General features: G+C 58.4%; 22 protein-coding genes and 1 tRNA gene. 13 read left to right on the forward strand and 10 right to left on the reverse strand.

The features are described from left to right. Positions 1 to 5: 5 nt before the first annotated feature. Genes HMPREF2975_RS08875 through cmk form a run of 6 tightly spaced genes read left to right on the forward strand, consistent with a single transcriptional unit; the run spans position 6 to position 4,918 of the window. Positions 6 to 878 carry a ParA family protein gene (locus HMPREF2975_RS08875; RefSeq protein ID WP_193600039.1) on the forward strand — a complete coding sequence of 291 codons (873 nt, stop codon included), beginning with the start codon at positions 6 to 8 and terminating at the stop codon, positions 876 to 878. Beyond that, entirely contained in the window at positions 862 to 1,683 is an 822-nt protein-coding gene (locus HMPREF2975_RS08880; RefSeq protein WP_257525459.1) for a segregation and condensation protein A, read from the forward strand. The genes HMPREF2975_RS08875 and HMPREF2975_RS08880 overlap by 17 nt, the downstream gene beginning before the upstream one ends. After that, positions 1,680 to 2,261 (forward strand): SMC-Scp complex subunit ScpB, encoded by a 582-nt coding sequence (gene scpB, locus HMPREF2975_RS08885; RefSeq protein ID WP_058236676.1) that lies wholly within the window; start codon positions 1,680 to 1,682, stop codon positions 2,259 to 2,261. Before HMPREF2975_RS08880 ends, scpB begins: the two co-directional genes overlap by 4 nt. Next, positions 2,258 to 3,007, forward strand: coding sequence for a pseudouridine synthase (locus HMPREF2975_RS08890; protein ID WP_058236677.1), 750 nt, complete (start codon positions 2,258 to 2,260; stop codon positions 3,005 to 3,007). The genes scpB and HMPREF2975_RS08890 overlap by 4 nt, the downstream gene beginning before the upstream one ends. Continuing rightward, positions 3,007 to 4,149: a prephenate dehydrogenase gene (locus HMPREF2975_RS08895; protein WP_058236678.1), complete on the forward strand. Its 1,143-nt coding sequence runs from the start codon at positions 3,007 to 3,009 to the stop codon at positions 4,147 to 4,149. The genes HMPREF2975_RS08890 and HMPREF2975_RS08895 overlap by 1 nt, the downstream gene beginning before the upstream one ends. A gap of 10 nt (positions 4,150 to 4,159) precedes the next feature. Next, positions 4,160 to 4,918, forward strand: a complete 759-nt coding sequence (gene cmk, locus HMPREF2975_RS08900) for a (d)CMP kinase (protein ID WP_058236679.1) — start codon at positions 4,160 to 4,162, stop codon at positions 4,916 to 4,918. Here the strand turns inward: cmk and rarD are convergent. Continuing rightward, positions 4,870 to 5,856 (reverse strand): EamA family transporter RarD, encoded by a 987-nt coding sequence (gene rarD / locus HMPREF2975_RS08905; protein WP_058236680.1) that lies wholly within the window; start codon positions 5,854 to 5,856, stop codon positions 4,870 to 4,872. The genes cmk and rarD overlap by 49 nt on opposite strands. A gap of 127 nt (positions 5,857 to 5,983) precedes the next feature. After that, complete coding sequence (locus HMPREF2975_RS08910) at positions 5,984 to 6,592, reverse strand: sugar O-acetyltransferase (protein ID WP_058236681.1); 609 nt, start codon at positions 6,590 to 6,592, stop codon at positions 5,984 to 5,986. A gap of 128 nt (positions 6,593 to 6,720) precedes the next feature. Here HMPREF2975_RS08910 and HMPREF2975_RS08915 point away from each other — a divergent pair. Together HMPREF2975_RS08915 and HMPREF2975_RS12830 are read left to right on the forward strand one after the other, a co-directional pair. Continuing rightward, a tRNA-Pro gene (locus tag HMPREF2975_RS08915) sits at positions 6,721 to 6,794 on the forward strand. A 131-nt stretch (positions 6,795 to 6,925) separates the two neighbouring features. After that, a complete protein-coding gene (locus HMPREF2975_RS12830) occupies positions 6,926 to 7,288 on the forward strand; it encodes an O-methyltransferase (RefSeq protein ID WP_227469355.1) in 363 nt (120 codons plus the stop codon). A gap of 257 nt (positions 7,289 to 7,545) precedes the next feature. On the opposite strand, the gene HMPREF2975_RS08925 is transcribed toward HMPREF2975_RS12830, so the two are convergent. Next, entirely contained in the window at positions 7,546 to 8,583 is a 1,038-nt protein-coding gene (locus HMPREF2975_RS08925; protein WP_070727163.1) for a DUF2804 domain-containing protein, read from the reverse strand. A gap of 165 nt (positions 8,584 to 8,748) precedes the next feature. Between HMPREF2975_RS08925 and HMPREF2975_RS08930 the strand changes: the two genes are divergently transcribed. Together HMPREF2975_RS08930 and HMPREF2975_RS08935 are read left to right on the forward strand one after the other, a co-directional pair. Continuing rightward, complete coding sequence (locus HMPREF2975_RS08930; protein WP_227469356.1) at positions 8,749 to 9,372, forward strand: TetR/AcrR family transcriptional regulator; 624 nt, start codon at positions 8,749 to 8,751, stop codon at positions 9,370 to 9,372. Next, entirely contained in the window at positions 9,356 to 12,652 is a 3,297-nt protein-coding gene (locus HMPREF2975_RS08935; protein WP_070727168.1) for an ABC transporter ATP-binding protein/permease, read from the forward strand. Before HMPREF2975_RS08930 ends, HMPREF2975_RS08935 begins: the two co-directional genes overlap by 17 nt. Here HMPREF2975_RS08935 and HMPREF2975_RS08940 read toward each other — a convergent pair. The 3 genes from HMPREF2975_RS08940 to HMPREF2975_RS08950 are packed head-to-tail and all read right to left on the reverse strand — an operon-like array spanning position 12,639 to position 15,598. Then, complete coding sequence (locus HMPREF2975_RS08940; protein ID WP_070727171.1) at positions 12,639 to 13,559, reverse strand: hypothetical protein; 921 nt, start codon at positions 13,557 to 13,559, stop codon at positions 12,639 to 12,641. The two genes, HMPREF2975_RS08935 and HMPREF2975_RS08940, sit on opposite strands and share 14 nt — an antisense overlap. A gap of 11 nt (positions 13,560 to 13,570) precedes the next feature. After that, positions 13,571 to 14,623, reverse strand: a complete 1,053-nt coding sequence (locus HMPREF2975_RS08945; RefSeq protein ID WP_070727381.1) for a D-2-hydroxyacid dehydrogenase — start codon at positions 14,621 to 14,623, stop codon at positions 13,571 to 13,573. Between the two features lie 15 nt (positions 14,624 to 14,638). Continuing rightward, complete coding sequence (locus HMPREF2975_RS08950; protein WP_070727172.1) at positions 14,639 to 15,598, reverse strand: acyl-CoA thioesterase; 960 nt, start codon at positions 15,596 to 15,598, stop codon at positions 14,639 to 14,641. A 74-nt stretch (positions 15,599 to 15,672) separates the two neighbouring features. Between HMPREF2975_RS08950 and HMPREF2975_RS08955 the strand changes: the two genes are divergently transcribed. From HMPREF2975_RS08955 to HMPREF2975_RS08965, 3 genes are all read left to right on the forward strand, one after another. Beyond that, positions 15,673 to 15,966 (forward strand): PTS sugar transporter subunit IIB, encoded by a 294-nt coding sequence (locus HMPREF2975_RS08955; protein WP_083314502.1) that lies wholly within the window; start codon positions 15,673 to 15,675, stop codon positions 15,964 to 15,966. Between the two features lie 52 nt (positions 15,967 to 16,018). Then, the gene (gene malQ / locus HMPREF2975_RS08960; RefSeq protein WP_070727174.1) at positions 16,019 to 18,193 is read left to right on the forward strand and encodes a 4-alpha-glucanotransferase; all 2,175 of its coding nucleotides are present in this window, start codon (positions 16,019 to 16,021) and stop codon (positions 18,191 to 18,193) included. 114 nt (positions 18,194 to 18,307) lie between these two features. Further along, positions 18,308 to 18,751 (forward strand): Dps family protein, encoded by a 444-nt coding sequence (locus tag HMPREF2975_RS08965; protein ID WP_058236689.1) that lies wholly within the window; start codon positions 18,308 to 18,310, stop codon positions 18,749 to 18,751. A 26-nt stretch (positions 18,752 to 18,777) separates the two neighbouring features. Here HMPREF2975_RS08965 and HMPREF2975_RS08970 read toward each other — a convergent pair whose 3' ends face one another. From HMPREF2975_RS08970 to HMPREF2975_RS08985, 4 genes are all read right to left on the reverse strand, one after another. Next, positions 18,778 to 19,248 (reverse strand): PTS sugar transporter subunit IIA, encoded by a 471-nt coding sequence (locus HMPREF2975_RS08970; protein WP_058236690.1) that lies wholly within the window; start codon positions 19,246 to 19,248, stop codon positions 18,778 to 18,780. Beyond that, on the reverse strand, positions 19,245 to 19,475 hold the full coding sequence (locus HMPREF2975_RS08975; protein ID WP_058236691.1) for a PTS sugar transporter subunit IIB: 231 nt from the start codon (positions 19,473 to 19,475) through the stop codon (positions 19,245 to 19,247). Before HMPREF2975_RS08975 ends, HMPREF2975_RS08970 begins: the two co-directional genes overlap by 4 nt. A 163-nt stretch (positions 19,476 to 19,638) precedes the next feature. Next, on the reverse strand, positions 19,639 to 22,221 hold the full coding sequence (gene pepN / locus HMPREF2975_RS08980) for an aminopeptidase N (RefSeq protein ID WP_070727176.1): 2,583 nt from the start codon (positions 22,219 to 22,221) through the stop codon (positions 19,639 to 19,641). A 143-nt stretch (positions 22,222 to 22,364) separates the two neighbouring features. Next, positions 22,365 to 24,377 carry a M13 family metallopeptidase gene (locus HMPREF2975_RS08985; RefSeq protein WP_070727177.1) on the reverse strand — a complete coding sequence of 671 codons (2,013 nt, stop codon included), beginning with the start codon at positions 24,375 to 24,377 and terminating at the stop codon, positions 22,365 to 22,367. Positions 24,378 to 24,445 lie beyond the last annotated feature (68 nt).

Below are 24,445 nucleotides of genomic sequence, written 5' to 3' on the forward strand. Positions count from 1 at the left end.
AGAGCGTGACTCATGATGATCAACCTGCATTGGTAACGGATTTGGGTGGCACCACCAACGAGGAAGAAGATTTCCCTGTTCCTGAGCCGCTCAAAGGGCACGGCCCTGCACGCATTATTGCCATGTGCAACCAGAAGGGCGGCGTCGGCAAGACCACGACGACCATCAACCTGGGTGCCGCGCTTGCTGAATACGGCAGGCGTGTGCTGATCGTCGACTTTGATCCGCAAGGTGCCGCATCGGTGGGTCTGGGCATCAATGCCCTGGAACTGGACCAGACGATTTACACGCTGCTGATGGCGTCCAAACCGGATGCACATACGGCGATCGTGCCCACGGCGGTGGACAATCTTGACGTCCTGCCGGCGAATATCGACCTGTCTGCTGCGGAAGTCCAACTGGTCAACGAAGTGGCGCGCGAATCCGCTCTTGCACGTGTGCTGCGTTCGGTGGCTGATGAATACGACGTCATCCTCATTGACTGCCAGCCGTCACTGGGCCTGCTGACCGTGAACGCGTTGAGCGCTTCCCACGGCGTGATCGTGCCGGTAGAGGCTGAGTTTTTTGCCCTGCGAGGTGTGGCGCTACTGGTCGAGACCATTGAGACGGTGCGTGACCGGATCAACCCGCGGCTGAACATTGACGGAATCGTGGCCACGATGGTCGATACCCGCACGCTGCACACGCGTGAGGTTCTGGAGCGGCTCAGTGAAGCATTCGGTGACCTGGTGTTTTCGACCAGGATCCGTCGCACGGTGAAATTCCCTGACGCGTCGGTGGCGACTGAACCGATCACCACGTATGCACCAACGCATCCTGGAGCGCAAGCGTACCGCCGCCTGGCTCGAGAAGTGGTTGCTCGTGGTGGCGTCGCCTGAGATCATTGACGAAGGGACCATCGATCAATTTCGAGTCACACTGGACGTATTCGAAGGTCCCTTTGATCTGCTGCTGCAGCTGATTTCACGCAAGCGCCTCGACATTACCGAGGTCGCCTTGGCAGAAGTGACCGACGAGTTCATCGCTCACATGAGCGCATTCCCGGACCTGTCACGCACCACGGAATTCCTCGTCGTGGCGGCCACGCTGCTTAACATGAAGGCGGCACACCTTCTCCCGCGTGACGTCGATGAAACAGATGTCGACCTGGAAGATCTGGAAGCACGCGACCTGCTGTTTTCGCGCCTGCTGCAATACCGGGCATTCAAAATGGCCGCCGGTAGCATCGCTTCACGACTGGGAAATTTCGACGGGTCATACGCCCGGGACGTCGCACTGGAACCGCATTTCGCTGCACTGCTGCCTGAACTGGTGTGGACCATTAGTGCCGAAGATCTTGCGCGCCTAGCGGCCGATGCGCTCAGCAACCGCCCACCTGCTGTGCAGATCGCCCACCTGCACGACCCGGTGATCCCGGTCGCCACGCAGGTTCCGATCCTCATGAATAAACTGCGCGCCCAGCCGGTGATGACGTTCCACGCGCTCATCGCAGATGCTGAGAGCACAGCTGTCGTGGTGTCGCGGTTTCTGGCGGTCCTGGAACTTTTCCGCCGCACTATTATTGAGTTTGATCAGGCCGAAGCACTGGGCGAACTGACGGTGAAATGGAACGGAACCACATTGGACGAGGTGCCGATCGATGACTACGAGGGGGAGACGCCCTCGTCAATGGAGGAACAATGAGTGAGCCGTCCGACGCGCTGTACTGCGCACTGGAAGCGATCTTGATGGTCGCCGACGCACCCGTCAGTGCCGCTCAACTCGCTGATGCGTTAGACACTGATGAAGATGATGTGACCACCGCGCTGGAACACCTCGCCCACGAGTATGCGGGCCGAATCCCCGGCACGAGGGCGCGTGGATTCGAACTGCGCCACGCCGCTGGAGGGTGGCGCATCTATTCCTCATCTCAGTGGGCATCCATGGTGGGCCGCTTCATCGTCGGCTCCGAATCATCCAAACTCAGTCAGGCCGCATTGGAAACACTGGCGGTGGTGGCATACCGCCAGCCGGTGACGCGGGCGCGAATCTCACACATTCGAGGCGTGAATGTTGACTCGGTTGTGCGTACGCTGGTGGCACGCGGGTTGATTGAAGAAGTGGGGCTGGCGCCGTCAGGTGCCCGAATGTACGGGACAACTGACATGTTCCTGGAGCGCATGGGGATGAACTCTCTGGACGAGCTGGTGCCCTTGGCACCCTACCTGCCCGAAAGCGACGAGCTTGACGAATTGGCTCATGACATGGAGGAGACACTGTGAGAAACGATCCACACGTACAAGGTGGAATTCGGCTGCAAAAGGTCTTGTCTCAAGCAGGAATCGCCTCGCGGCGCGCTGCCGAAGAGCTGATCCGCGAGGGACGCGTGAGCGTGGACGGCCATGTAGTAACTGCGATGGGCACTCGTGTCGACCCCGGCCATCAGGTCATCCACGTAGACGGCGATCTGGTGATCACAGACGAGTCGAAACACATCGTCATGGCGCTGAACAAGCCGGTCGGCATGGTCTCAACGATGGATGACCCTGAGGGGCGTCCCTGTCTGACCGACATCATTGGAGACTACCCGGAGCGCCTCTATCACGTCGGACGCCTGGACATTGATACGTCAGGACTGTTGCTGTTGACCAATGACGGTGAGTTGGCCAACCGTTTGACACATCCGAGCTATGAGGTGCCCAAGACATACGTGGCGCGCGTCCACGGTGAGGTCAAGCCTCAGGTGCGCAAGCAGCTGCTCAAAGGAATTGAACTCGAAGACGGTCCGATTGCCGTTGACGGTTTCAGGGTTGTTGAAACCTTCGGCGACATCACGGCTGTTGAGATCCGCGTGCACGAGGGGCGCAACCGTCTGGTGCGTCGACTCATGGATGCGGTCGGCTTCCCAGTGCGCGAACTGGTACGCACCGAGTTCGGCCCTATTCGCCTCGAGCGCCTGCAACCAGGCACGACGCGCCGCGTGAAGGGGAACATGCTCGTCGGCCTGTACTCCTGCGTAGGCCTGTAATGGCAGGCGCAGTCGGGACGCATGGCCCAGTTCTGATTATTGGATCTGGTCTGTTGGGCGCCTCCCTCGGCCTCGCGTTGAGCAGGGGAGGGATCGACGTATTTCTCAGCGATGCATCTCCCACCTCTGAGCAGCTTGCCGTTGACATGGGAGCGGGCCGAGCCCTGCAGACGGTGAGGACCGCCGAGCCGCGCCTTGTCGTCGTTGCCACCCCACCTGACGTGGCAGGGGAGTGCGTGGTGCGCGCTTTGCAGGACTACCCTGAAGCCGTTGTCACGGACGTGGCGTCCGTTAAGAGCGCCGTGCAGCAGGAGGTCCTGGAGCTGGCCACATCCACAGGTGATGCCACGTTGGCAGCGCGATACGTTGGTTCGCACCCGATGGCAGGTCGTGAACGCTCCGGCGCGGGGGCGGCAGATCCCGACCTGTTTATCGGCAGGCCCTGGGTGGTGGTCGCGCACGAGGCCTCATCGAACAAGGCGATCGTCGCGGTCCGCACGTTGGCGACAGATGTTGGGGCGGTTGTTGTGCAGCTGGATGCTTCCACCCATGATCATGCAGTTGCTCTGGTGTCTCATGTGCCGCAATTGGTGTCCTCGCTGCTTGCCGCGCGCTTGGCGGACGCGCCCAGTGAAGCATTGTCCCTGGCTGGCCAGGGATTGCGTGATACGACCAGGATTGCAGCGTCGGACCCTCGGTTGTGGACCGTCATCCTGGCTGGCAACGCTGGTCCAATCACGCAGGTTTTGGATGCACTCAGTGACGATTTAAACGCCCTTCGCGAGCATCTGCATCGCGCCGCCCAAGGCGGTCCGCTGACGGGTGGATCGGTCGGTGCGGTAAACCGCGTCATGGAAGCAGGCAACCGTGGAGTCGAACGTATTCCGGGCAAGCACGGTGGCGTTCCTGTCCATTTCGCCGAGGTTGAGGTTCTGGTGCCAGATGAGCCTGGCGAGCTTGGGCACCTGTTTACGGAACTGGGGTCGATCGGCGTGAACATTGAAGACTTCACGGTTGACCATGCTGCCCGCCAGCGGGTTGGTGTGGCTCGCATCATGGTGGATCCGACGCGTGCGCGTGAGGCGGAGGTCGAGTTGGTTAAACGCGGATGGCGCATTATTGCGCATGCGAGTACAGAGTAGGAGCAGTGTGATGGGCGACCAGGACGCACCAGTTGTTACAGATTTCGATGCAGCGTTGCGTGAGGGAATTGAACGTGTCGGCGTCACGGTTGCCATCGACGGCAGCGCAGGGTCTGGAAAATCAACTGTCTCCAGACGCGTGGCGTCGCGCGTGGGCATCGGATACCTCGACACGGGTGCGATGTATCGTGCGCTCACGTGGTTCGCCCTGGAATCTGGGGTGGACCTGGCTGACCGTCACGCAGTCACGGCTGCAGCAGACCAAATGCCGCTTCGTATGGACTCTGATCCACACGATCCCCACTTCTTCATGGGGGAACGGGAGATTACCCTCGATATCCGCACGCCCCGGATCTCTGGCGTGGTGTCCCAGGTGGCAACCAATATGGAAGTGCGTCACTGGATGGCGCGTGAGCAGCGCCGCCGCATGATGGAAGCACGCGCAAACGGTCACGGTATGGTCGCTGAGGGCCGTGACATCACAACGGTGGTGTGCCCGGATGCCGATGTCAGGGTGCTGCTGAGTGCCGACCCCGAAGCACGGCTGCGCAGGCGGACACTGGAACTGTATGGTCGTGTGGATGCGGAGGCTTTGGAAGCAACGCGTGCACAGGTCCAGGGGCGCGACGCCGCGGATTCAACAGTGTCGGAGTTCATGACACCGGCGGCCGGTGTGACGCCGATCGACACCTCTGATCTGACAATTGATCAAGTGGTCGATCAGTTGGTTGAGTTGATCGACCGGGATGTGCGATCGCGCCTGAAGTGACGGGAACGCGGCGACTTTCTGCGGCGACGTTTGATCCATGGACGAGCTGGGAAGGCACGCCAGCGTTCACGGTGCACAATTGCCAACAGGCCGTCCACACCCAACAGGCCAACAGCGGTGTAGATTCCGATATACAAGATGATTTCGCCAGGACTGATGCGCTCTCCAGCTGCCATAGCGAGCAGGGAGACCAGGACGGGTTCGACGTAGGTCATCAACCCGAACACACTGTACGGCAGCATCCGCGCAGACAATGCGTACACGATCATGGCGACCACTGAGACAGCGCCGATCAGCAGAATGATCCAGATCAGTCGGGGATTTTCTCGTGGGACATTGACGCCACCGCGCGCCAGTGCGAACCATAGTGCCAGTGGAGAGGCGAGGATCATTTCCCACGTGAGCGCGGAGACACCCTCGGTATGGAAATACTTATGAACCATGAAGTACAGGGGGTATCCCAGAGCGACGATGAGAGCGACCCACCCGAGCTGCCCTGTCGAGACGACCTGATAGATGACGGCGCATCCGGCCAGTACAGCCGCAAGAGCCGAGAGGGGACTCATGCGTTCCTTGTACACGAAACGCCCCGCCAACACCATAACAACCGGCATGAGGAAGTATCCCAGTGCCAGTTCAAGCGTCCTGCCCATTTGTGGTGCCCACCCAAAAAGCAGCATTTGCACTGCCAGCATGGGCGCGCAAAAGGCGTAGCTGAGCAGTCGAGATGGGTTCTCCCGTACGATCTGTATCTCACGCACGAGGGAGCGTCCGCGACCGCTCACGATGAAAGTGAGGATGATTCCGGGTACCGTCAGCATGATGCGCCAGCCCCACAACTGTGTGCCGCTCAATGGCGGCGTAAATTTGGCGACATACGTGAAAGCGGCGAACGTGACGGATGCCAATAAGGACACACCGATGCCAACCTTATTCATGCCAGTGGACTCCTCAAACCAAGACGCGCGACCATTCCCGCTATGGAGTCTAGGGACAACAGCGGCGAATTGGCAGGGCACGCGTCGACATGTGATGTACAGATCGTTTGTGCTGGAAATATGGGGTCTATTCCAGGCGGGTATCCTCCGGATCGAGGTGTTTCACTACGCGTGCAGGTGTCCCCACTGCGACGACATTCGCCGGCAGATCTCGCGTCACAACCGAACCGGCACCAACAACTGTGTTATCGCCAATTGTCACTCCTGGACACACGATGACACCGCCTCCGAGCCAAACATTGTCGCCCAGTCGGATGGAGCGCGCGGCCTCTAGTTTGTCGCGCCGAGGAATGGGTGCCAGTGGGTGAATGGGCGTCAGGAGTTGAACGTTCGGGCCAATTTGACAGTCATCACCGATGTAGATGGCGGCAACGTCGAGGGCAACCAGATTCATATTGATGAATGTGCGGTCACCGACATGCAGGTTCTCACCATAGTCGACGCTCAGAGGCGGCTTAATGTAGGAACCTGCGCCAAACGAGCCGAGTAATTCGCACAAAATCTCACGTGCCTGTGCGTTACCCGCAATGATCGCGAGGCGATACTGCTCAGATAGCTCAATGGCTTTCTGGGCGATTCGAGCGTTCTCCGGATCGTCGCCAATATAGAAGTCTTCATCAAGCATACGTTGGCGGTTCGTACGCGAATCGTTGGCAAAGTAATCTGGCGATGACATGAGTGGAGCCTATCGAACGGTGCGGGGCTGAACAAGACACCGCGCGATGTGATCGGCATCAAGTCGGTCAACTTGGAAAGGACTGCTTTCGTGAGCTAAAGTAGTCAGGTCGCCGTGACGGCGAACTTCGGGCTGTGGCGCAGCTTGGTAGCGCACTTGACTGGGGGTCAAGGGGTCGTGGGTTCAAATCCCGCCAGCCCGACGGTTTTTCCCGGAAATTGCAGGTTTCCGGGTTTTTTCTTGTCGTGGATTGTGCTCATACATGCGTCAATGGGCTCCGAGCCACTAACGTGGAATAAGAGCCGCGAGCTTGACGTACGAGGAAGTGGCAGCGTGAAGGACTGTCGCAGAGCATTACTGGAACGCCTATGGGAAGAAGGACGTCAGTTTGACGCCCAACAAGAAAACCGGCTCGACCGACGCCGTAACCTTGAGCCTGCCAGTGCCGAACTGCTCAACATCATCGTTCAAACTGTGGCACCGGCATCCGTAGTCGAGATCGGAACCTCCAACGGATTCTCAGCGATGTGGATAGCGGAAGCACTCGAATCCAGTGGCGGCACCCTGCTCACTGTGGACAATGACGCCGGCCGTGCGGTAGAGGTAGCCGCAAACCTTGACGAAGCCGGCCCTGTCGCACCTAGTCGACCAACGCGTTGCAAATGCAGCAGATGTTCTTGCACAACTGCGCGATGAATCGTGCGGGCTGATCTTTCTGGATGCTGAACGCTCTGCAGACGTCGATTACTGGCCCTATCTGGACAGGGTCCTGATGCCGTGAGGACTGCTCGTAGTGGACAACTGTCTGTCTCACACCGATGAGGTCGCGGAGTTTCGAGACCTGGTCGGCACATGCCTGCACTACCGACAGGTACTGGTACCTATTGGTGCGCGAATGCTTTTGATCAGTAAGGATCGGTGAACTGACCGACTGGCCTAGATCGACGAATGAGTCAGTAGCGGTTGTGGACGTCCTCGGCAAAACACACGATATCGCGCAGTTCGAGGTCTGTGCCGTCGTCGAGTACGACGTGTCCGCTCATGCGTCCGAAAACCTGGTGCTGCTCGGTGGCGACAGGGCCAACCGACATGCTCGCGCTGCGATCGATGATCGGCTCAAAGACTGTTTCGAAGCGGTGGTCGCTAGACGTGAATTGCCACGGATCGGTGTAGGAATGAGGTATCTGGAATAACACGTCATCAAGTTTGTGCGCGACGCCATCATAAAATATGACGTTTTCGCTGGCGGCCGAGGTATCGCCGAAACCATAACCGATGTTGAATCCGAAGGGAACGCCGTCGATGCGTGCATTCCCTGAACCCCAGTACCAGCGATTGTCGTAGGTCCACACCCCGCGCCCCCAGTCAAGGGTGCAAAAATCCGTCGCCGCATCGAAGTCGACGCGGCGCGAACCCCATGTTGCGCTTCCACGAACCGGCATACAGTTGACCTTCTGGTTGTAGTAGAAGGCACGGGGATCTTCAGCCCAGGGCGTGGCAATCACCAGTGAATCCATGCCCAGTTGCTCCATGGTCAGCACGCACTTGAAGTCCTCACTCTCGCTGAAGTTCTTCATGTGGCAGCGAATCTTTCGACCTGTAGAAGTCGTCTCGAAGCGTATCCGGACGCGAGAATTGACAAACTGGCTTACCCCTGCAGTGGAGGAGCGGGGAAGTTTGAGCCGTCCCATGGGCAGAGGTATCAGAACGGTTTCAGTGTGTTCACTTGGAGCAGTCAGATCCACCCACGACACCGACACCATACCGAAGTAGCCGCCGTCGCACACAGTGAAGGCAAGGGCGGTGGTATCTGTGAGCGCAATGTAGTAGTCCCATTCCTTGATGCGCCACCGGGGAGCAGTGATTGCCTGCCGGTCGTAGTCCAGCAGAGGGGAGCGTGCCCAGCCAGGTTCCCTCAACGTTCCGCCAGGCACAAGCAGCGGTCCTGGAGCGGTGATTTCATGATTGCGTGTATCGACAGGGGGAGTCATTCGTTCAGTCTATGCAGTGCGCGTCGCGCGTGCGGATAAACGAGCCTGCAAGGAGAGGCTGCCCACATCCGGAACGCTCACAATGCGTGAAGCGCGCGGCACTCATAACATGAACCTAGATTCACGTTCACCGAAATGATCACGACATGGGAGAGAAATGACACCATGCACACGGCAGCGTTAACTATTGACGAGGGCGGCCCGACCCGTTCGGATGCGCGCCTGAATCTGCAGCGCATCTTGTCAACGGCCGGTGAACAGATCAAGAAACACGGTCCAGGTGTTTCCATGAAACAGATCGCGAGGGAAGCCGGAGTGGCAGTTGGAACGCTTTACCGGCATTTCCCGACAAAAGAGGCGCTTGTCCGCGCCGTTGCAGTGCAGGCTCTGACCCATCTATGTGATCTCTTCACTGAGACTGCCAAGCGTGTCGCAGATGGTCAGGTCCGTGGGGGAGACGCCCTGTCCCATCTGCTCTCTGTGATTGTGACTGAGGCGGCCGGCAACGGCGCCAACCGGCAGGCAGTTGCCGAATATCTCCAATCTTTTTCAGATCTACGCGATCGGGAAATCGCCCACACACGTGAAAGAATTGTTCACAACCTCACTGAAATCATTGACGCCGGGCGCCGCGACCACTCGCTGCGTACCGACTTCATGGTCAAGGATTTCGGCATCCTGCTGTGCAGCGCCCCCATCGCTTTCGACCACTCCATCCGCTCGCGCTGGCTCGAATTGGTCAGCACCGGCCTGATGCCCCAGGAGGCAGACAATGCTTCAGCTCAATAACGTCACCAAGTCCTACACGACAGGCGACTTGACGCAACAGGCGCTCGACGATGTCTCAATTGAGTTCCGCGACAACGAATTTGTCGCGATCCTGGGTCCGTCGGGTTCAGGCAAGACGACGCTACTCAACATTGTCGGCGGCCTGGATCATTACGACAGTGGCTCCATCATCGTCGACGACGTTGACACTTCCACCTATTCCGACCACGACTGGGACACGTACCGCAATAACCGGATCGGCTTCGTTTTTCAAAGCTACAACCTCATCACACACCAGAGCGTGCTCGCTAACGTGGAGTTGGCGTTGACCCTGTCCGGTGTCTCCCGTTCCGATCGGCGTCAACGCGCTTTGGCAGCGCTTCGCGATGTCGGCCTCGAGGAGCACGCCCACAAACGCCCCAACCAGCTGTCAGGCGGCCAGATGCAGCGCGTGGCCATCGCCCGTGCATTGGTCAACGACCCGGAGATTGTTCTGGCTGACGAGCCGACAGGCGCCCTGGACTCGGTGACGAGCGAACAGATCATGCATCTGCTCACCGGCATTGCACAAGACCGCCTGGTGATTATGGTGACGCACAATCCCGACCTTGCTGACCGATACGCAACCCGCATCGTGACACTCAAGGACGGCACAGTATCGGACGACTCCAACCCGATTGAGGAGCATACTCGCAGTCAGATCACTCAAAGTAGCGAGAATGCGAAGACCTCGATGGGGTTCCTCACCGCTCTGGGACTGTCCTTCAACAACTTGATGACCAAGAAGGGCCGTACCCTGATGACATCCTTCGCCGGCAGTATCGGCATCATTGGGATTGCATTGATTTTGGCTCTTGCCAACGGCGTGAACAGTTATATCAAGAACGTCGAGGAAGACACGCTCTCCGTCTATCCTCTCCAGATCTTCAACCAGGGACTGAACATGTCGTCCATGCTCGAGGCGTCCGCGGAAATGTCAGAAAAATCAGACAGCGCGGACAGTGTGCAGAGTGGACACGTGGGCGAAATGCCGATGGTGACCAACATGTTCAAAACGGTTGACTCAAATGATCTGACCACGCTCAAGAGATACCTGGATTCCGATCCAGACAACCTCGATCAGTACGCCCGCTCCATCGAGTATCGCTACAACGTCAGGCCTCAGATTTTTGCGGACGATATGGAATCGGGGCCACGCCAGGTCAACCCGGACACAACTTTCGCTTCCCTCGGCATCGGCGCAGGCACCACCTCGAATGCCTTCATGAACCAGGCGATGAACACTGACGTATTCAACGAACTGGGCGACGACCTCTCCCTCATCGAGCAACAGTACGACATGGTTGCCGGTCACTGGCCAACGGAATCGAACGAGGCGCTGGCCGTCCTCACTCCCTCAGGAAAGATGAGCGACTTCGCGCTGTACGCGCTCGGACTGCGCGATCCGGAAGAACTCAAGACAATGGTGGCACAATTCGTCAACCAGGAAGACATTGATGCCCCTGATGACTCAATCGACGTCAGCTACGACGACATCATGGGTGTCGCGTTCAAGGTTGTGAATGCTGCCGACTACTACGTCTATGACGAGACGCACAAGGTGTGGACCGATAAGCGCAAGGATCAGGATTTTGTGTCCGGTCTGGTCGACAAGGGGAAGGATCTGCGAGTTGTCGGCATCGTGCAGCCCGCTGAATCAGTCACGGCCACAGCCCTGCAACCCGGCATCTACTACACGTCGAGCCTGGTCAGGGACCTGATGGACGAGGCGGCCGGCTCCGACGTGGTCGCCGCACAACTGGACCAGCAGTCAGTCAATATTCTCACGGGGCGTACCTTTGCCGATGAACAGAACAATCCGCGCAACAGCGGGGTGGATTTCAAGTCATTGATCAGCGTGGACCAGGACGCCCTGGCCGAGGCGTTCACATTTGACGAATCGCAGCTGGCAATCGATCCGTCGGCACTGAACCTGAACCTGAATATGCCGGGACTGACTATTGACCCGTCGATGCTGCCGACTCTCAGTATCGAGGACATGCTCGGATCAGTGGACATGAGCTCACTGATGGACGGTATTGACATTGAGCGCGCGATGGCCAGCGTGGACTGGCAGAACCTGGGCATGGATGCGGCTAGTGCGATCGAGCCTGAACGCTTGAACTCACTGGTCGAGCAGGTGATGACAGGCTACTTCCAGTACTGCATGGTGCATGGGCTCGACGCCAGCGACGTGGCAACGAACTTCGCCGTCTTCCTCGACTCGGAGGAGGGAAAGGCATTGCTCGCCCAGAACGAGGACAACCTGAACGGAACACAGGCCGATCTGAGCGGCGTGGCGGACTTGGCCATTGGGCAGATCAGCGAGTCGATCGGGCAACAGATGGACGAACAGATGGCAGCTCAAGGCCCGGCTCTCGCTGAGCAGATGAATGCCGCCATGAGTGCCTACATGAACGACGCCATGACGGCTGTGTCGGACCAGATTTCAGCGCAGGTGGGCTCCATCCTCGAGAATTCAATTGGCACTGCCATCTCCAACCAGATGAGCCAGCTCAGTCAGAACATGTCGGCAGCGATGGGAATTGACGAGGACGCTCTAGCTCGCGCCTTTAACTTCACCATGGATGAGAAGGAACTGAGCGAGCTGATCGCTCAAATGATGATGACCGAGCCAACCTCATACGACGCGAATCTGTCGAAGATGGGGTATGCCGATCCGGCCAGTCCCTCACGTATCGACATTTTCCCGGCGGATTTTGAATCCAAGGGTGAAATCATCACCATTCTGGATAGCTACAACGAGCAGCAACGAGCCGACGGGCATGAGGAAAAGGTCATCCACTACAGTGACCTGGTTGGCACGCTTATGTCATCGGTGACCACCATCATCAACGTGGTGAGTTACGTGCTGATCGCATTTGTGGCGATTTCACTGATTGTCTCGTCCATCATGATCGGCGTGATCACCTATATTTCGGTGCTCGAACGCAAGAAAGAGATCGGCATTCTGCGCGCCATCGGCGCATCCAAGCGGGATATTCGTCGCGTATTCAATGCGGAAACCCTGATCGTGGGTCTGGTTGCGGGCCTGCTGGGTATCGGCATCTCCGCGCTGCTGACCATACCGGCCAACCTCATTGTGGGAGCGAACTTCGGGATCTATAATGTGGCGATCCTGCCGGTGGGTGCGGCAGCGATACTGGTGGCGATCTCCATGTTCCTGACCTTCATTGCAGGCTTGATCCCGTCCTCAGCAGCCTCACGTAAGGACCCGGTCGAAGCACTCAGGAGTGAATAGCGGTCAGGACTTCGATGCACTGATCGCACTGGTCAGGCGTCATCACCAGCGGTAGGCACAGCAGGTCGCTCGGCCACTCCAGCCGGCTGCTGGCGGGGCGATCCCAATGAATTGGTCCGACAATGCCGCGCGAATACAGTGCGTCGGCCGCCTTGTCGGCGTGATTGGTGCGCACAACGAGGGGAGCGCACACGCCCTCGTTGACTACTGTGCACCCCGGTGGCAGACCCACTTCCACTCGTGTGCGCGTGCGGCGCACATCTGCACGGAGCCCGGCCATATCGACCGCTTCCAGCGCCGTCATAGCGTCCTGAGACGGCGACACCGGCGTCCACAGCTCATCTGCCAGATCCTCAACGGCTTCAAACGTTGCAACCGACGGAGTGGAAAGAAACTGTTGGCGAGCTCGCGTCAGCGCATTGTCAGCCTCGCTTCGTCGAGAGGGCTGGTCGACCTTGCCATCGACCCACGCGATCTCCGGAATCGACAGGAGCTTGCGGGCAGAAACAACCTCCATGTCAGCGGCGCACACCGAATCGCACAGCACACTGTGGGTTCTGTCTGCAACAACTCGGACACCGCGCCCGCGTGTTTCACCGAGTACATCGCTGAGCGCGCGCGAGGGCTGACAGCCGAAAGTCTCGCAGTAGAACACCACTGTTTCGTCAGCTGAGCACCTGGCAAGGGCTCGTTCAAGGTCTGCGGGATCCATCATCACCGGATCGCACGCCACCTGTTCGATGCGCATGCCTTCCAATTGCCACGGCACGATCATCGTCAGGCAGGCATAGGTCGGAACAATGACAGTACGGCGCCCCTCGCGCACCATCTGGCGTGCTATCAAAGCGATGGCCTGACGGCCCAGAGCCGTGAAAGTCCGGGGCCTACGTGGTGGAGCGGCGTGCATGGGTCGAGGTGCTAGTAAAACTCGATGGTGTTGACAACGTTGCGGAGCGGACGACCATCCAGGAAGCGCACCGCATTGTCCATGAAGAGTTCAACGATACGCTCTCCTTCATGCGCTGAGAGCGCAGCCGTGTGAGGACTGATCAGGACACGGGGATGATCCCACAGGGCAGAGTCATCCTGAAGAGGTTCGGTCTCCGTTACGTCAAGTGCAGCAAAAGCTACGCGCTGCCCATCCAGGGCATCGACGAGGGCGCCCTCGTCAATCACCGTTCCTCGACCCACATTGACCAGGATCATCCCCGGTTTCATTGACGCGAACGCGGCGGCATCAATCATATGGCGGGTGGCTGATGTGCCAGGCAGAGTGATCACCAGGCCATCGCACTGACCCAGAGCATCGTGCAGGTCATCCATCGCGATGAGCCGATCCACACCCTCGACCGGTGTGCCCGAACGCGAGGTTGCCCATACGGTTGCACCGAAAGCGTGAAGGCGGTTCGCGACGACGCGCCCGATGCCACCAGTGCCCATGATCAGAACGGTCATTTCAGATAAGTGGCGCATCGGGTAGCGGTCAGGCCAGTGGTGCGCGCGTTGATCAGAGTGCAGTCGGGGCAGATCTTTCGCGCCGGCGAGCAGGCCAAACAGTGCGAACTCAGCGAGCGTCGTGCCGTGCACACCTGCGCTGGTGGTGAAGGTGACGCGCTGGAGGTCATCTTCAGACAGGCCGGCAGCCTTGACTTGTGCGCCGCCTCCGGCTGCCATTGTGTGCACCCATCGAAGTTTCGGGTTGTGCTCGACAACCTCGCGCAGCAGGCGAGCGGAGGAATCAGGAATACCCAGAAGAATGTCAGCGTGGGTGAGCATCTGGACGTACTCGGCGTGCTCCTGGTCGGTGCGGGTGACGCTCGAGTCACCACCCCAGTCACCGACCCAGCGCTGAGGCAGCAGCAAATGGGGGCGGTAATCCACCAGCAAGCGCGGATCGCACTGCATGAGTGGTTCAACCAGGTCAGAGGGCAGCGGCGTGGCGACCGCAATGGTCAGGGCAGAGATGCTCATATTGGACTCCATTTCTTAAGCAGGTGCGACCGTGGCCGTGTCGCCATCCATGAACTCCCATCGGCCCGAGCCATGCACACCGCCACTTGGCACACGCATCATGCCCTGCTGATTGGCATCGGCAACGAGCCTGCCATCGGAGGAGAAAATCTGCATATGGGTCAGGACTCTGCCGCTGTTGACATTGGTGCACGTGCCGTCAAAAAGCAGCCAGTCGTTGATGTCAACATCGTGATGGAACCACATGGCGTGGTCCAGGGAAGCTGCCGACAGACCTGGAGTCATCCAGCACAATGAGGTGGCGCGCATGGCTGGTTCTAACATGACTTGGTCGACGACGTATGCCAGAAGCGCGCGGTGAATGAGCTGACTGACCTGGGAGGGGATCGGAGAGCGCGGACGCATCCAAAGCTGCTGGCGATTCGTGGGGTGAGGGTCGGGTTTGACATACAAACTGTCCTGGACATGACGAACATCGAATGCAGCAGTCTTGCCGAGGAATCGGCCCACCGGGTGATTCATCATGCGGAAGAGCTCCAATGCTGAGTCGCAGGAGTCGGGGCCGGGCACATCAGGCGCTTCAATGTCGTATGTCAGACCGGATTCAGGGCCCTGGAAGGATGCGGCGAGTGTGAGAATTTCGCGTTCAGACTGCCTGCATGTCACGGAACGCGACGAAAAGGAACGGCCATTGCGCAGACGGTTGACGTGCAGTGTAAACGGAGCTTCCGGGTCACCGCCGCGCAGAAAGTAGGCATGGAAGGAATGGGGAAGCCGATCGTCCTGGTCAATGGTGGCCATTGACGCCAGCAACGACTGTGCGATGACTTGTCCTCCGTATACGCGCCTCACCTGCGGCAGGGAGTGAGCAGTGAAGGTGTCCTCGTGCTCGGCATCTTCAGTCAATCGCAGAATACGCAGGACAGATGCCACGGGCTCATCGGTGGTCAACGGTACGTCGATCGGTGTCGTCATAATTCTATTGTCCGTTCATGCGGCGTTTTGTGCACAGCAGGTGCGCATCGTGGGCAATCTTCTACGATGGACACATGGTGCACAAAAATCGTCAGGCAGGCGTGGATCGCGAATGGACAGCTGAGACATCCTTGCCGCAACGATGCCGGGAAATACTTCAGGGGCTGGGCGGATGCGACAACGTTGTCGATCTTGAACCGTGCGCATTGAGAATCCGCGTGCAGGTCCGCGACCAAGATAGCATCGATGAACACCTACTGAGACAACCGCCGGTTATCGCGGTGGTGCGCTCAGGCGATGTCGTGCAGCTGGTCACTGGAATAGATGCGGAACGTGTGATGGGCGAACTGCGTCAACTGTGTTCATGACGTGTACGATCGGTAGCAGTACCGCTGTGGATGAGATGAGTCGGAGACCTTCATGGATCTAGCTGCACCAGCACACACCGAGATTGACCTGTTGCGCTCGGTGGCCGAAGCCAATGGAGTGGCGACGCACTTTTGGGATTGGTATGGCAACCTTGTTGACGTCGAAGCCGCATCTTTGCTGAAGGTTCTCCACGCACTGGGATTGCCTCTCGATGAGGATTCCACTGTCCATGACCTTCAACGCGCCATTGAATTCACCGAGGATCAACAATGGTCCACGACCCTGCCTGACTGCACCGTTGTGCGCGAGCATTGCGCCCGCGACGTACCCGTCCACGTGCCGCACGGCCGCAGGGTGACAGTCAGCTACGAACTCGAAAGTGGCGAGGGGGGACAGTGCCCCCAGCTCGACCGATGGGTGCCGCCACGTCAGATTGGCGATCAGCTAGTGGGACGTGCAACGTTCGAAATCCCAGCCTCACTGCCATTGGGATGGCACCGCCTTGTCGCAACCGTTGAGGGCGGAACAGTGTTTTCCGCGCCGCTGATCGTCGTTCCCGACCGAATCGATCCACCTGCGCTGACGCAGTCCGATCAGCAGTGGGGCACCTCCGCGCAGTTTTATTCGGTACGTTCTGCCTCCTCGTGGGGTATCGGCGACACCGCGGATCTGCAGGACATCGTGTCGGTCAGTGCTGCGCGCGGTGCGCAGTTTGTGCTGATTAACCCCGTTCACGCGTGTGCGCCCATCTCGCCATTGGAGAACTCGCCCTACCTGCCGGTGACACGCAGGTGGGTGAACCCGCTGTACATTCATCCTGAATCGCTGCCGGAATATGCGCAGTTGTCTGAACGGGACCGCAGCCGAGTTGATGCTCTGCGCGAGGAGTCTTGGGGCGCATCACGCACGGATCTGATTGACCGTGACACTTCCTGGCGGGCGAAGGTTCAGGCACTCGCAATCCTCCATGCGCAACCCATGCGCCCATCGCGCCGCGCACAGTTCCTCCGTTTCACGAACGAAGGAGGCGATGCGCTGGCGGACTTTTCCTTGTGGTGCGCGCTCATCGAAGCGTCCGGGTCGTCTGTGGCAGGCAATCTGGAACGCGACGATCAGCCCTTGATTCCTGAAATGCTCACTGATACTGATCAGATTGAACGCGCACGAGTTGAACTGGCCGATCGCATCGACTTTTATTCATGGTGTCAGTGGGTCGCCCTCGAACAGTTGCGAGATACGCAGGCCCTGGCCACAGAACTGGGCATGAGCATCGGCATTATGGCTGACCTGGCCGTTGGCGTTCACCCGAAAGGCTCCGACGTGTGGGCCACGCCCACGTTGTTTGCACCGGGAATGACGGTGGGAGCACCCCCGGATATGTATTCTCAGCAAGGCCAGAACTGGTCGCAGCCTCCGTGGTCACCACGTGAACTGGCGCGGTGCGGGTACCGGCCTCTGCGCGACATGATTCGAACCGTGCTGTCCCACGCCGGAGCAGTGCGCATTGACCACATCATGGGATTGTTCAGACTGTGGTGGATTCCCGAGGGAGAACCAGCGTCGCATGGAACATACGTGTCCTGCGACCATGAAGCGATGGTTGGTGTGCTGTTGCTTGAAGCCCAGCGCGCCGGAGCAGTGCTGATCGGTGAGGACCTTGGCACGGTTGAACCGTGGGTGCGCGGCTACCTCAATGATCGAGGAATCCTGGGAACATCGGTGCTGTGGTTCGAAAAGGAGGACTCTGGCTGGCCGCTGCATGCGGATCAATACCGGCGCGACGTTCTTGCGACAGTGAACACTCATGATCTGCCACCCACTTCGGGATACCTTGACGGCGTGCAGACCACGCTGCGTGACCAGTTGGGCTTACTGGTCGATCCTGTTGATGTGGTGCGCGCGGGGGAGGAAATCGAGCGCGAACGCATGCTGGTGCGTCTGCGCGAATACGGATTGCTGGACTCGCCAGAGCCCAGCAAGGAAGAAATCGTGACAGCTTTGCATCGCTTCATTACGATGACACCTTCGCGTCTGGTGGGTGTGGCATTGGTGGACGCTGTGGGAGATATCCGCCCTCAGAATCTACCGGGCACCAATACGGAATACCCGAACTGGTGTGTCCCGCTGTGCGATGGTTCGGGCAGGGAAGTCAGTACTGAGCGCCTGGCATCCGACCATCACATGACTGAACTGTTCGATGTGGTCAACGAGGCGTTGCCCAAGTAGGAGCGTTCGCGTTCGTACCGTCTTTGTCTGGCAGCGAACGTGGCAGCGGAAGTCTTTCAAATGAGGGTGCGCCCTTGTATGTTAGAAGAATCACTGAGTAGAAAGGACTCCAAAATGGCAGAACAACTCGTGATCGATGCGCTCCAGCGCGCACTGGTGGACCTGACCGACCTGTCATTGCAGGCAAAGCAGTACCACTGGAATATTCAAGGCGATCGTTTCCGCGCTCTTCACCTGGCGCTCGATGAGATCGTCGATCAGGTACGTGAAGACCTCGACGAGGTTGCCGAACGTATTTCGACCCTGGGTGGTACTCCCGATGGCCGCGCCGCCACGGTTGCCAGGGACTCCGGAATCGGTGACGTGGCTGAAGGCACCATTTCGGTTGCCGACGCCTACAAGCAGATGGAAAGCAAGCTGATGGCTGCATCCGAGCGCATCAAGTCGGATCTTGAAAAGGTCGATGATGCCGATTCACTCAGTGGCGACATCCTGGTCGGTGCTGCACGCGGACTCGAAAAGCAGGCGTGGTTCCTGCGCGCCGCGATCGAGAAGTAACGTAACAGGCGCTCATCACCGCACGTTCAGGCGGGGAGAATTTCAAACAGGAAATCTCCCGCTTGGACGTGCGTTCCATATTCAGCGTGTGACCCGATCATCGCGTCCGAACTGTCCATGACAATGACGGGGGTGGTCAGGTCGAAACCACCGTCGACAAGATGCGCGGGCCTCCATGAAACAACTGGCTGAGCGGTCTCTACAGTGCTGTGGTCACCCTCGACGACCATGAATGACGAGGTGTCGGCCTTGACGGTATCGAGCCCCACGTGAACCAGAACAGCGGGGCCGTCGGCTGACCGGACGACAAATGCGTGGGGGAGAGCCTTAATGATTGTTCCCGCGATCGGACTGACCACGTCTGAGTGCCCATGCGCGGTCAAGGTATCGGGAATAATTGCCAGACCTGAGCCGACGATTTTCTCTGCGAAGACGGGGTCATTCACGTCAGATAAGGGAATCACTTGCCCAGCAAGTGGAGCAAGTACACGGGTCACTTGAGTTTCTCAATCTCCTCAACGATGCTGTCAGCCTGCGGCCCCATGACAACCTGGATGGACGTTCCCACCGACACGACACCAAAGGCGCCCGCATTCTTCAGGGCATCCTCATCCACGAGTTCTTCGTCACCAACCGAAACACGGATGCGGGTAATGCAGGCTTCGAGATCCTTGATATTGTCCCAACCGCCTAATGCTCCCAGTATTTGTTCTGCCTGGCCCATGGGGAACTCCTCTGAACGTCCTGTGTACTGATGCCCTTACTCGAAGATTAACACGCACCAGCTGTTTACGGCCGGGCAACTGGCCGCTATGCAGACAAAATGTCGGTAGGGCTCATGATGGAGCCCTACCGACACTCGGTCGTTCAATCCGGAAGAGGAAGGGTTAAATGTCCGCTTTCTGTGCCGCCATCATGCGCTCAACAACCGCGACGCGTTCACGAATAATACGCGTGAGTGCGGCAGAGACATCAGGATGATCGTTCATCCACTGGCGACCGCGTTCAGCCAAGTCGAGCCCATCAACGTAGCCTGCCAAGGCGGTCGGGAACATCAATGTGACGATGTCTTCGGCCATGTGGAAGGTGAACTCTGACCAGACCTTTTCGATCGAGGCGAAATAATCGTCGACAAAGGCGGTGTAAGTATCCGGTGCAGTGTGTGCCTGAGCCCAGAAACCGGAGACCATTGCCCAGCGCGTATCGTTCGCGATTGACACGTTGTGCATGACTTCGTCCCATACGCGAGCCTTCACTTGCGGATCTGCAACCGCCGCGCGAGCCTGAGCTGCGCGCTGCCGGCCTGTCATCGTGTCATCCGCCTGCTCACGTTCGGCAATATCTGCCTCTGATGCGTGGCCAGCTCGGACCTGAGCGATAAGCAAATCCCACATCACATCGACATCGAGATCAAGGCCAGACAAGGTCTGCTCGCCTGTGTACAGAGCCTTGACAGCACCCACCTGATCGTCGGTCACTGCGTGGCGGGCCGCCGCCTGGATCAGGATCTGCTGCTGGTCACTGCCGGACGCTGCCGAACGGGCCTGCAGGAGCAGGCGGCTGCCGACCATCGCCTGCGCGTCGGCACGATCAGCAGGAGCAACATAGCTCGACACTGCGGTGGCAATGTGTGCCAACGTCAGACGGAGCATCGACATATTGTCCTCAACGGGCAGTGCAGCAAGCGCCAGGTCGATGAAAGCGCGCGCAGGCATCTTGGCATCGCGCGTCATATCCCATGCAGAAGCCAGGATCACATTGCGCAGCAGAGAATCAGCGCAGCGCGTGATATTTTCGGTGGCGAACGCAAGGGAACGATCATCGAGGCGGATCTTCGCATAAGCCAGATCGCCATCATTAATAACAATGAGGTCGGGGCGAGGCTGGCCGACGACACTGCTGACCTCGGTCAGCTCACCGTCGACATCGAGCTCCTCGTGGAAAACCTGCTCAACAGGTGTCGTTCGGTTCGAGCCGGAATCATCCTGTGCGGCAGAACGCGAATAGCCTGCCACTGCCAGGCGGTGAGGACGCAGCGAGGAACCCGGCGTGAACGGCTCTTGGCGGATTGCCAGTCGGGTCATGCGGTCCTCGTCATCTGTTTCGACGACCGTGCTCAACGTGGTGATGCCCGCTTCTTCGAGCCATACGCGGGACCAATGGTCAAGGTCGCGTCCGGATGCTGCTTCGAGTTCGCCCAAAAGGTCATCCAGCGTTGCATTGTCGTAGGAGTGCTTGGTCAAATACTCGTGCAGCCCGGCGAAGAACTCGTCACGGCCGACGTAGGAGACTAGCTGACGAAGAACGGATGCACCCTTGGCGTAAGTGATGCCATCGAAGTTCACTTCCACGTCAGCAAGGTCACGAATCTCAGCCTTGATCGGGTGGGTCGTGGGCATCTGGTCTTGACGCATACCCCAGTCTTTACGGGACATAAAGCCGGTCCAGGCGTCGGTGTATTCGGTTCCTTCTGCCAGGCAGTAGTGAGACATGAACTCAGCGAAAGACTCGTTGAGCCACAGGTCATTCCACCACTTCATGGTGACCAGATCACCGAACCACATATGAGCCAGTTCGTGCAGGATCGTATTGGCACGCTTCTCCAGGTCATCGTGGGTGGGGCGTGCACGGAAGATGTACTGATCGCGGAAGGTAATGCATCCGGCATTTTCCATCGCGCCTGCATTGTATTCGGGAACGAAAATCTGGTCGTACTTGGTGAAGGGGTAGGGGATACCGTAGTTGGCTTCATAGAATGCAAAGCCCTTGCGGGTGACGTCGATGACGCGGTCGGCGTCCAGGAATTCGCGCAACGAGGCGCGGCACCACACACCGAGCGGAATCTCGCGCCCATCACTGCTGGTCAGTGAATCAGTGACACCCTCGTACGGTCCGGCAATGATCGCCGTGATGTAGGTGGAAATACGCTGAGTTTCCTCAAAGTGATAGGTCCATTTTCCATCGCGTTCTTCCGGTGAGGGTGTGACGGAGTTGGAGAACACCTTCCACCCTTGCGGAACTGTCACGGTGAAGGTAAATGTTGCCTTGAGATCGGGCTGCTCGAAGGTTGCGAAAACTCGTCGGGCATCGGGAACTTCAAACTGCGAGTAGCAGTACGCCTTGTTATCAGCGGGGTCAACAAAGCGGTGCAGTCCCTCGCCGGTGTGCATGTACTGGCAGTCCGCGTCGACGATGAGCGTATTGGACTGAGCCAGTTCCTGCAGGTCGATGCGGTTGTCCTGATGTGCTCCGACTGACACGTCGCGTCCATTCAGCGTGATGGAATGGACATTGTTGGAGACCAGATCAACGAACGTTGAGGCGCCTTCAGTGGCATCAAAGGTCAAGGTGGTGCGGGAGCGGAAGTCAGTGTCACCGCACGTCAAATCCAGTTCAACGTCATAGTGGTGAACTGAGATTATGCGTGCCCGCTCAGCCGCTTCATCACGCGTGAGGTTAAGACCCGGCATTGAGTAGCCTTTCTCATGTAACTCAGGGATAGCGCAACAAGCGCATATGACACTTCTTAGTCTTTCACTAATTGGACCCAAACGCCTAAGTGAGAGGCCACAAATGGCGTCGAATGCGTAAGAGGTTACATTTCAGGGGGCTGCTACGACCAGATTTCCACCCTCTGACTCGGATCTAACCACATGCCGTCCGACTCCGTGACATCGAATGTTGTCGCAAATTCCGGAAAATTGCGAAGCACCTGGTTGCATCGAAATTCTGCCGGCGAATGAGGGTCAATAACGAGCATCTGCTGGGCGAACTCGTCGCGCGACTTGGATCGCCAGATTCGAGCCCATGAGTAGAAGAATCGCTGCGGCCCGGTCAAGCCGTCGATTACGGGCGCATCGTGAGGGCGATCGATGCCCTGGTCGCGAAGCGAAGCACACCACGCCCTCCACGCGATTGCCAGACCACCCAGATCTCCGATATTTTCACCGATGGTTAAGGCGCCGTTGACGTGTACCTCGGCGGGAGCTGCTTCTAGCTGACGGGGGACAAGAGCCTCGTATTGTTCGATGAGGTGGTGCGTGCGCGATTCAAATTCGTTGCGATCTTCATCAGTCCACCAGTTACGCAGTGCGCCGTCTGCGTCGTAGCGCGATCCCTGGTCATCGAAACCATGTCCGATTTCGTGGCCAATGACGGCACCGATTGCACCGAAGTTCACTGCGGCATCAGCATCTGGATCAAAGAAGGGAGGCTGCAGGATAGCGGCGGGGAATACGATCTCGTTGAGTGACGGGTTGTAGTAGGCGTTCACCGTTTGAGGCGTCATAAACCATTCGTCGCGGTCCACCGGCCGTGACAGCTTGGCCCATTCATAGTCCAGTTCATATGCGTTTGCCTTGCGCACGTTGTCCACCAGTGACGCATTCTCATCAAGATCGAGACCTGAATAGTCACGCCATGTGTCGGGGTAGGCAATCTTGGGATTGAAGGTATCGAGCTTTGCCAGCGCCTTGGTGCGCGTCTCCTCGCTCATCCAGCTCAGTGTGGAAATAGACGTACGATAGGCCTCCAACAGGCGTTGGACGAGTGCTTCCATCTGTTCCTTATAGTCAGCGGGGAAGTGTCGCTGAATATACAGGCGTCCCAGGGCGTCACCCAGTGTGCCCTCCACCAGGCCCAAACCGCGCTTCCATCGCTGTCGGAGTTCTTCGGTGCCGGCAAGCGTGCGTGAGTAGAAATCGAAATTGGCTTCAACGAACTCGTGTGACAGCAGTGAAGCGTGGGCGCTGATGATCTTGCGGCTCTGCCACAGTTTGAGCGTGCGAAGGTCCTCCGATGCCCACATCGACGCCGCGGTTGCCAGATAATCGGGCTGATTGACGTTCACATTCGCAATTGATTCGAGTTGAAGGCCAACCTGTTGTGCCCAGCTTCGCCAATCGAAACCGGGATTGTCGTCAATGAGCTCCGAGGTGGTGCGATGGTTGGTTGTCTTGTGAGGATCTCGGTTTGTGACGGAATCCCAGTGGTGTGCGGCTAAGCGTGTCTCCCAGTCCATGACGCGCTGAGCGCATGAAGCAGCGTCGCCCTCGTCGTCGCCAATGTGGGCGAGGGTAAACAGGCGCTCAATGTGAGAGCAGTAGGCCTGGCGGATTGGCTCGTACTGGTCTTCGCGATAGAAGGATTCGTCCGGAAGACCCAAACCGGCCTGCTGGAAGTACAGCATGTAGCGTGAGGTGTCATCGGTGTCGGTGTTGACGTAAGGCACAAAAAACGTGGAGATGCCTCCGCGCATGAGCTGGCCGGAGAGTGTGGCGAGCTCGTCGTGGGATGTCGTGGCGGCTACCGCCTCGAGCAGTGGAATGATGGGGGAGGCGCCCTGTTCCTCAATGCTGTCCTCATCCATGAATTGGCGGTACATGATGGCGATCTTGTGAGCTTCCGGATCGTCGATCTGTCCGGCCAGCGCATCCTCAACAATTGCGCGTCCACGTTTTTCCGACAGATCGCGCAGCGTGTAGAAGGCGCCATCGATGGGGCGGTCAGCTGGAATGTTGTGGTCCGCGAGCCAGGCTCCATTCACATGGCCGTAGAAGTCATCCTGCGGGCGAACGCTGGGATCGGTCAGGGACTGGTCGAGGACGTGTGCAAGAAGTTCAGTCATGTCTGACACTGTACGTGCCGACAGTGTGATGATCCAGTGGCAGAAGCGGCGGCGCCCATTAAATAAGT

It is taken from the genome of Actinomyces sp. HMSC065F12, from assembly GCF_001814535.1.
Lineage (GTDB): Bacteria > Actinomycetota > Actinomycetes > Actinomycetales > Actinomycetaceae > Pauljensenia > Pauljensenia radingae_A.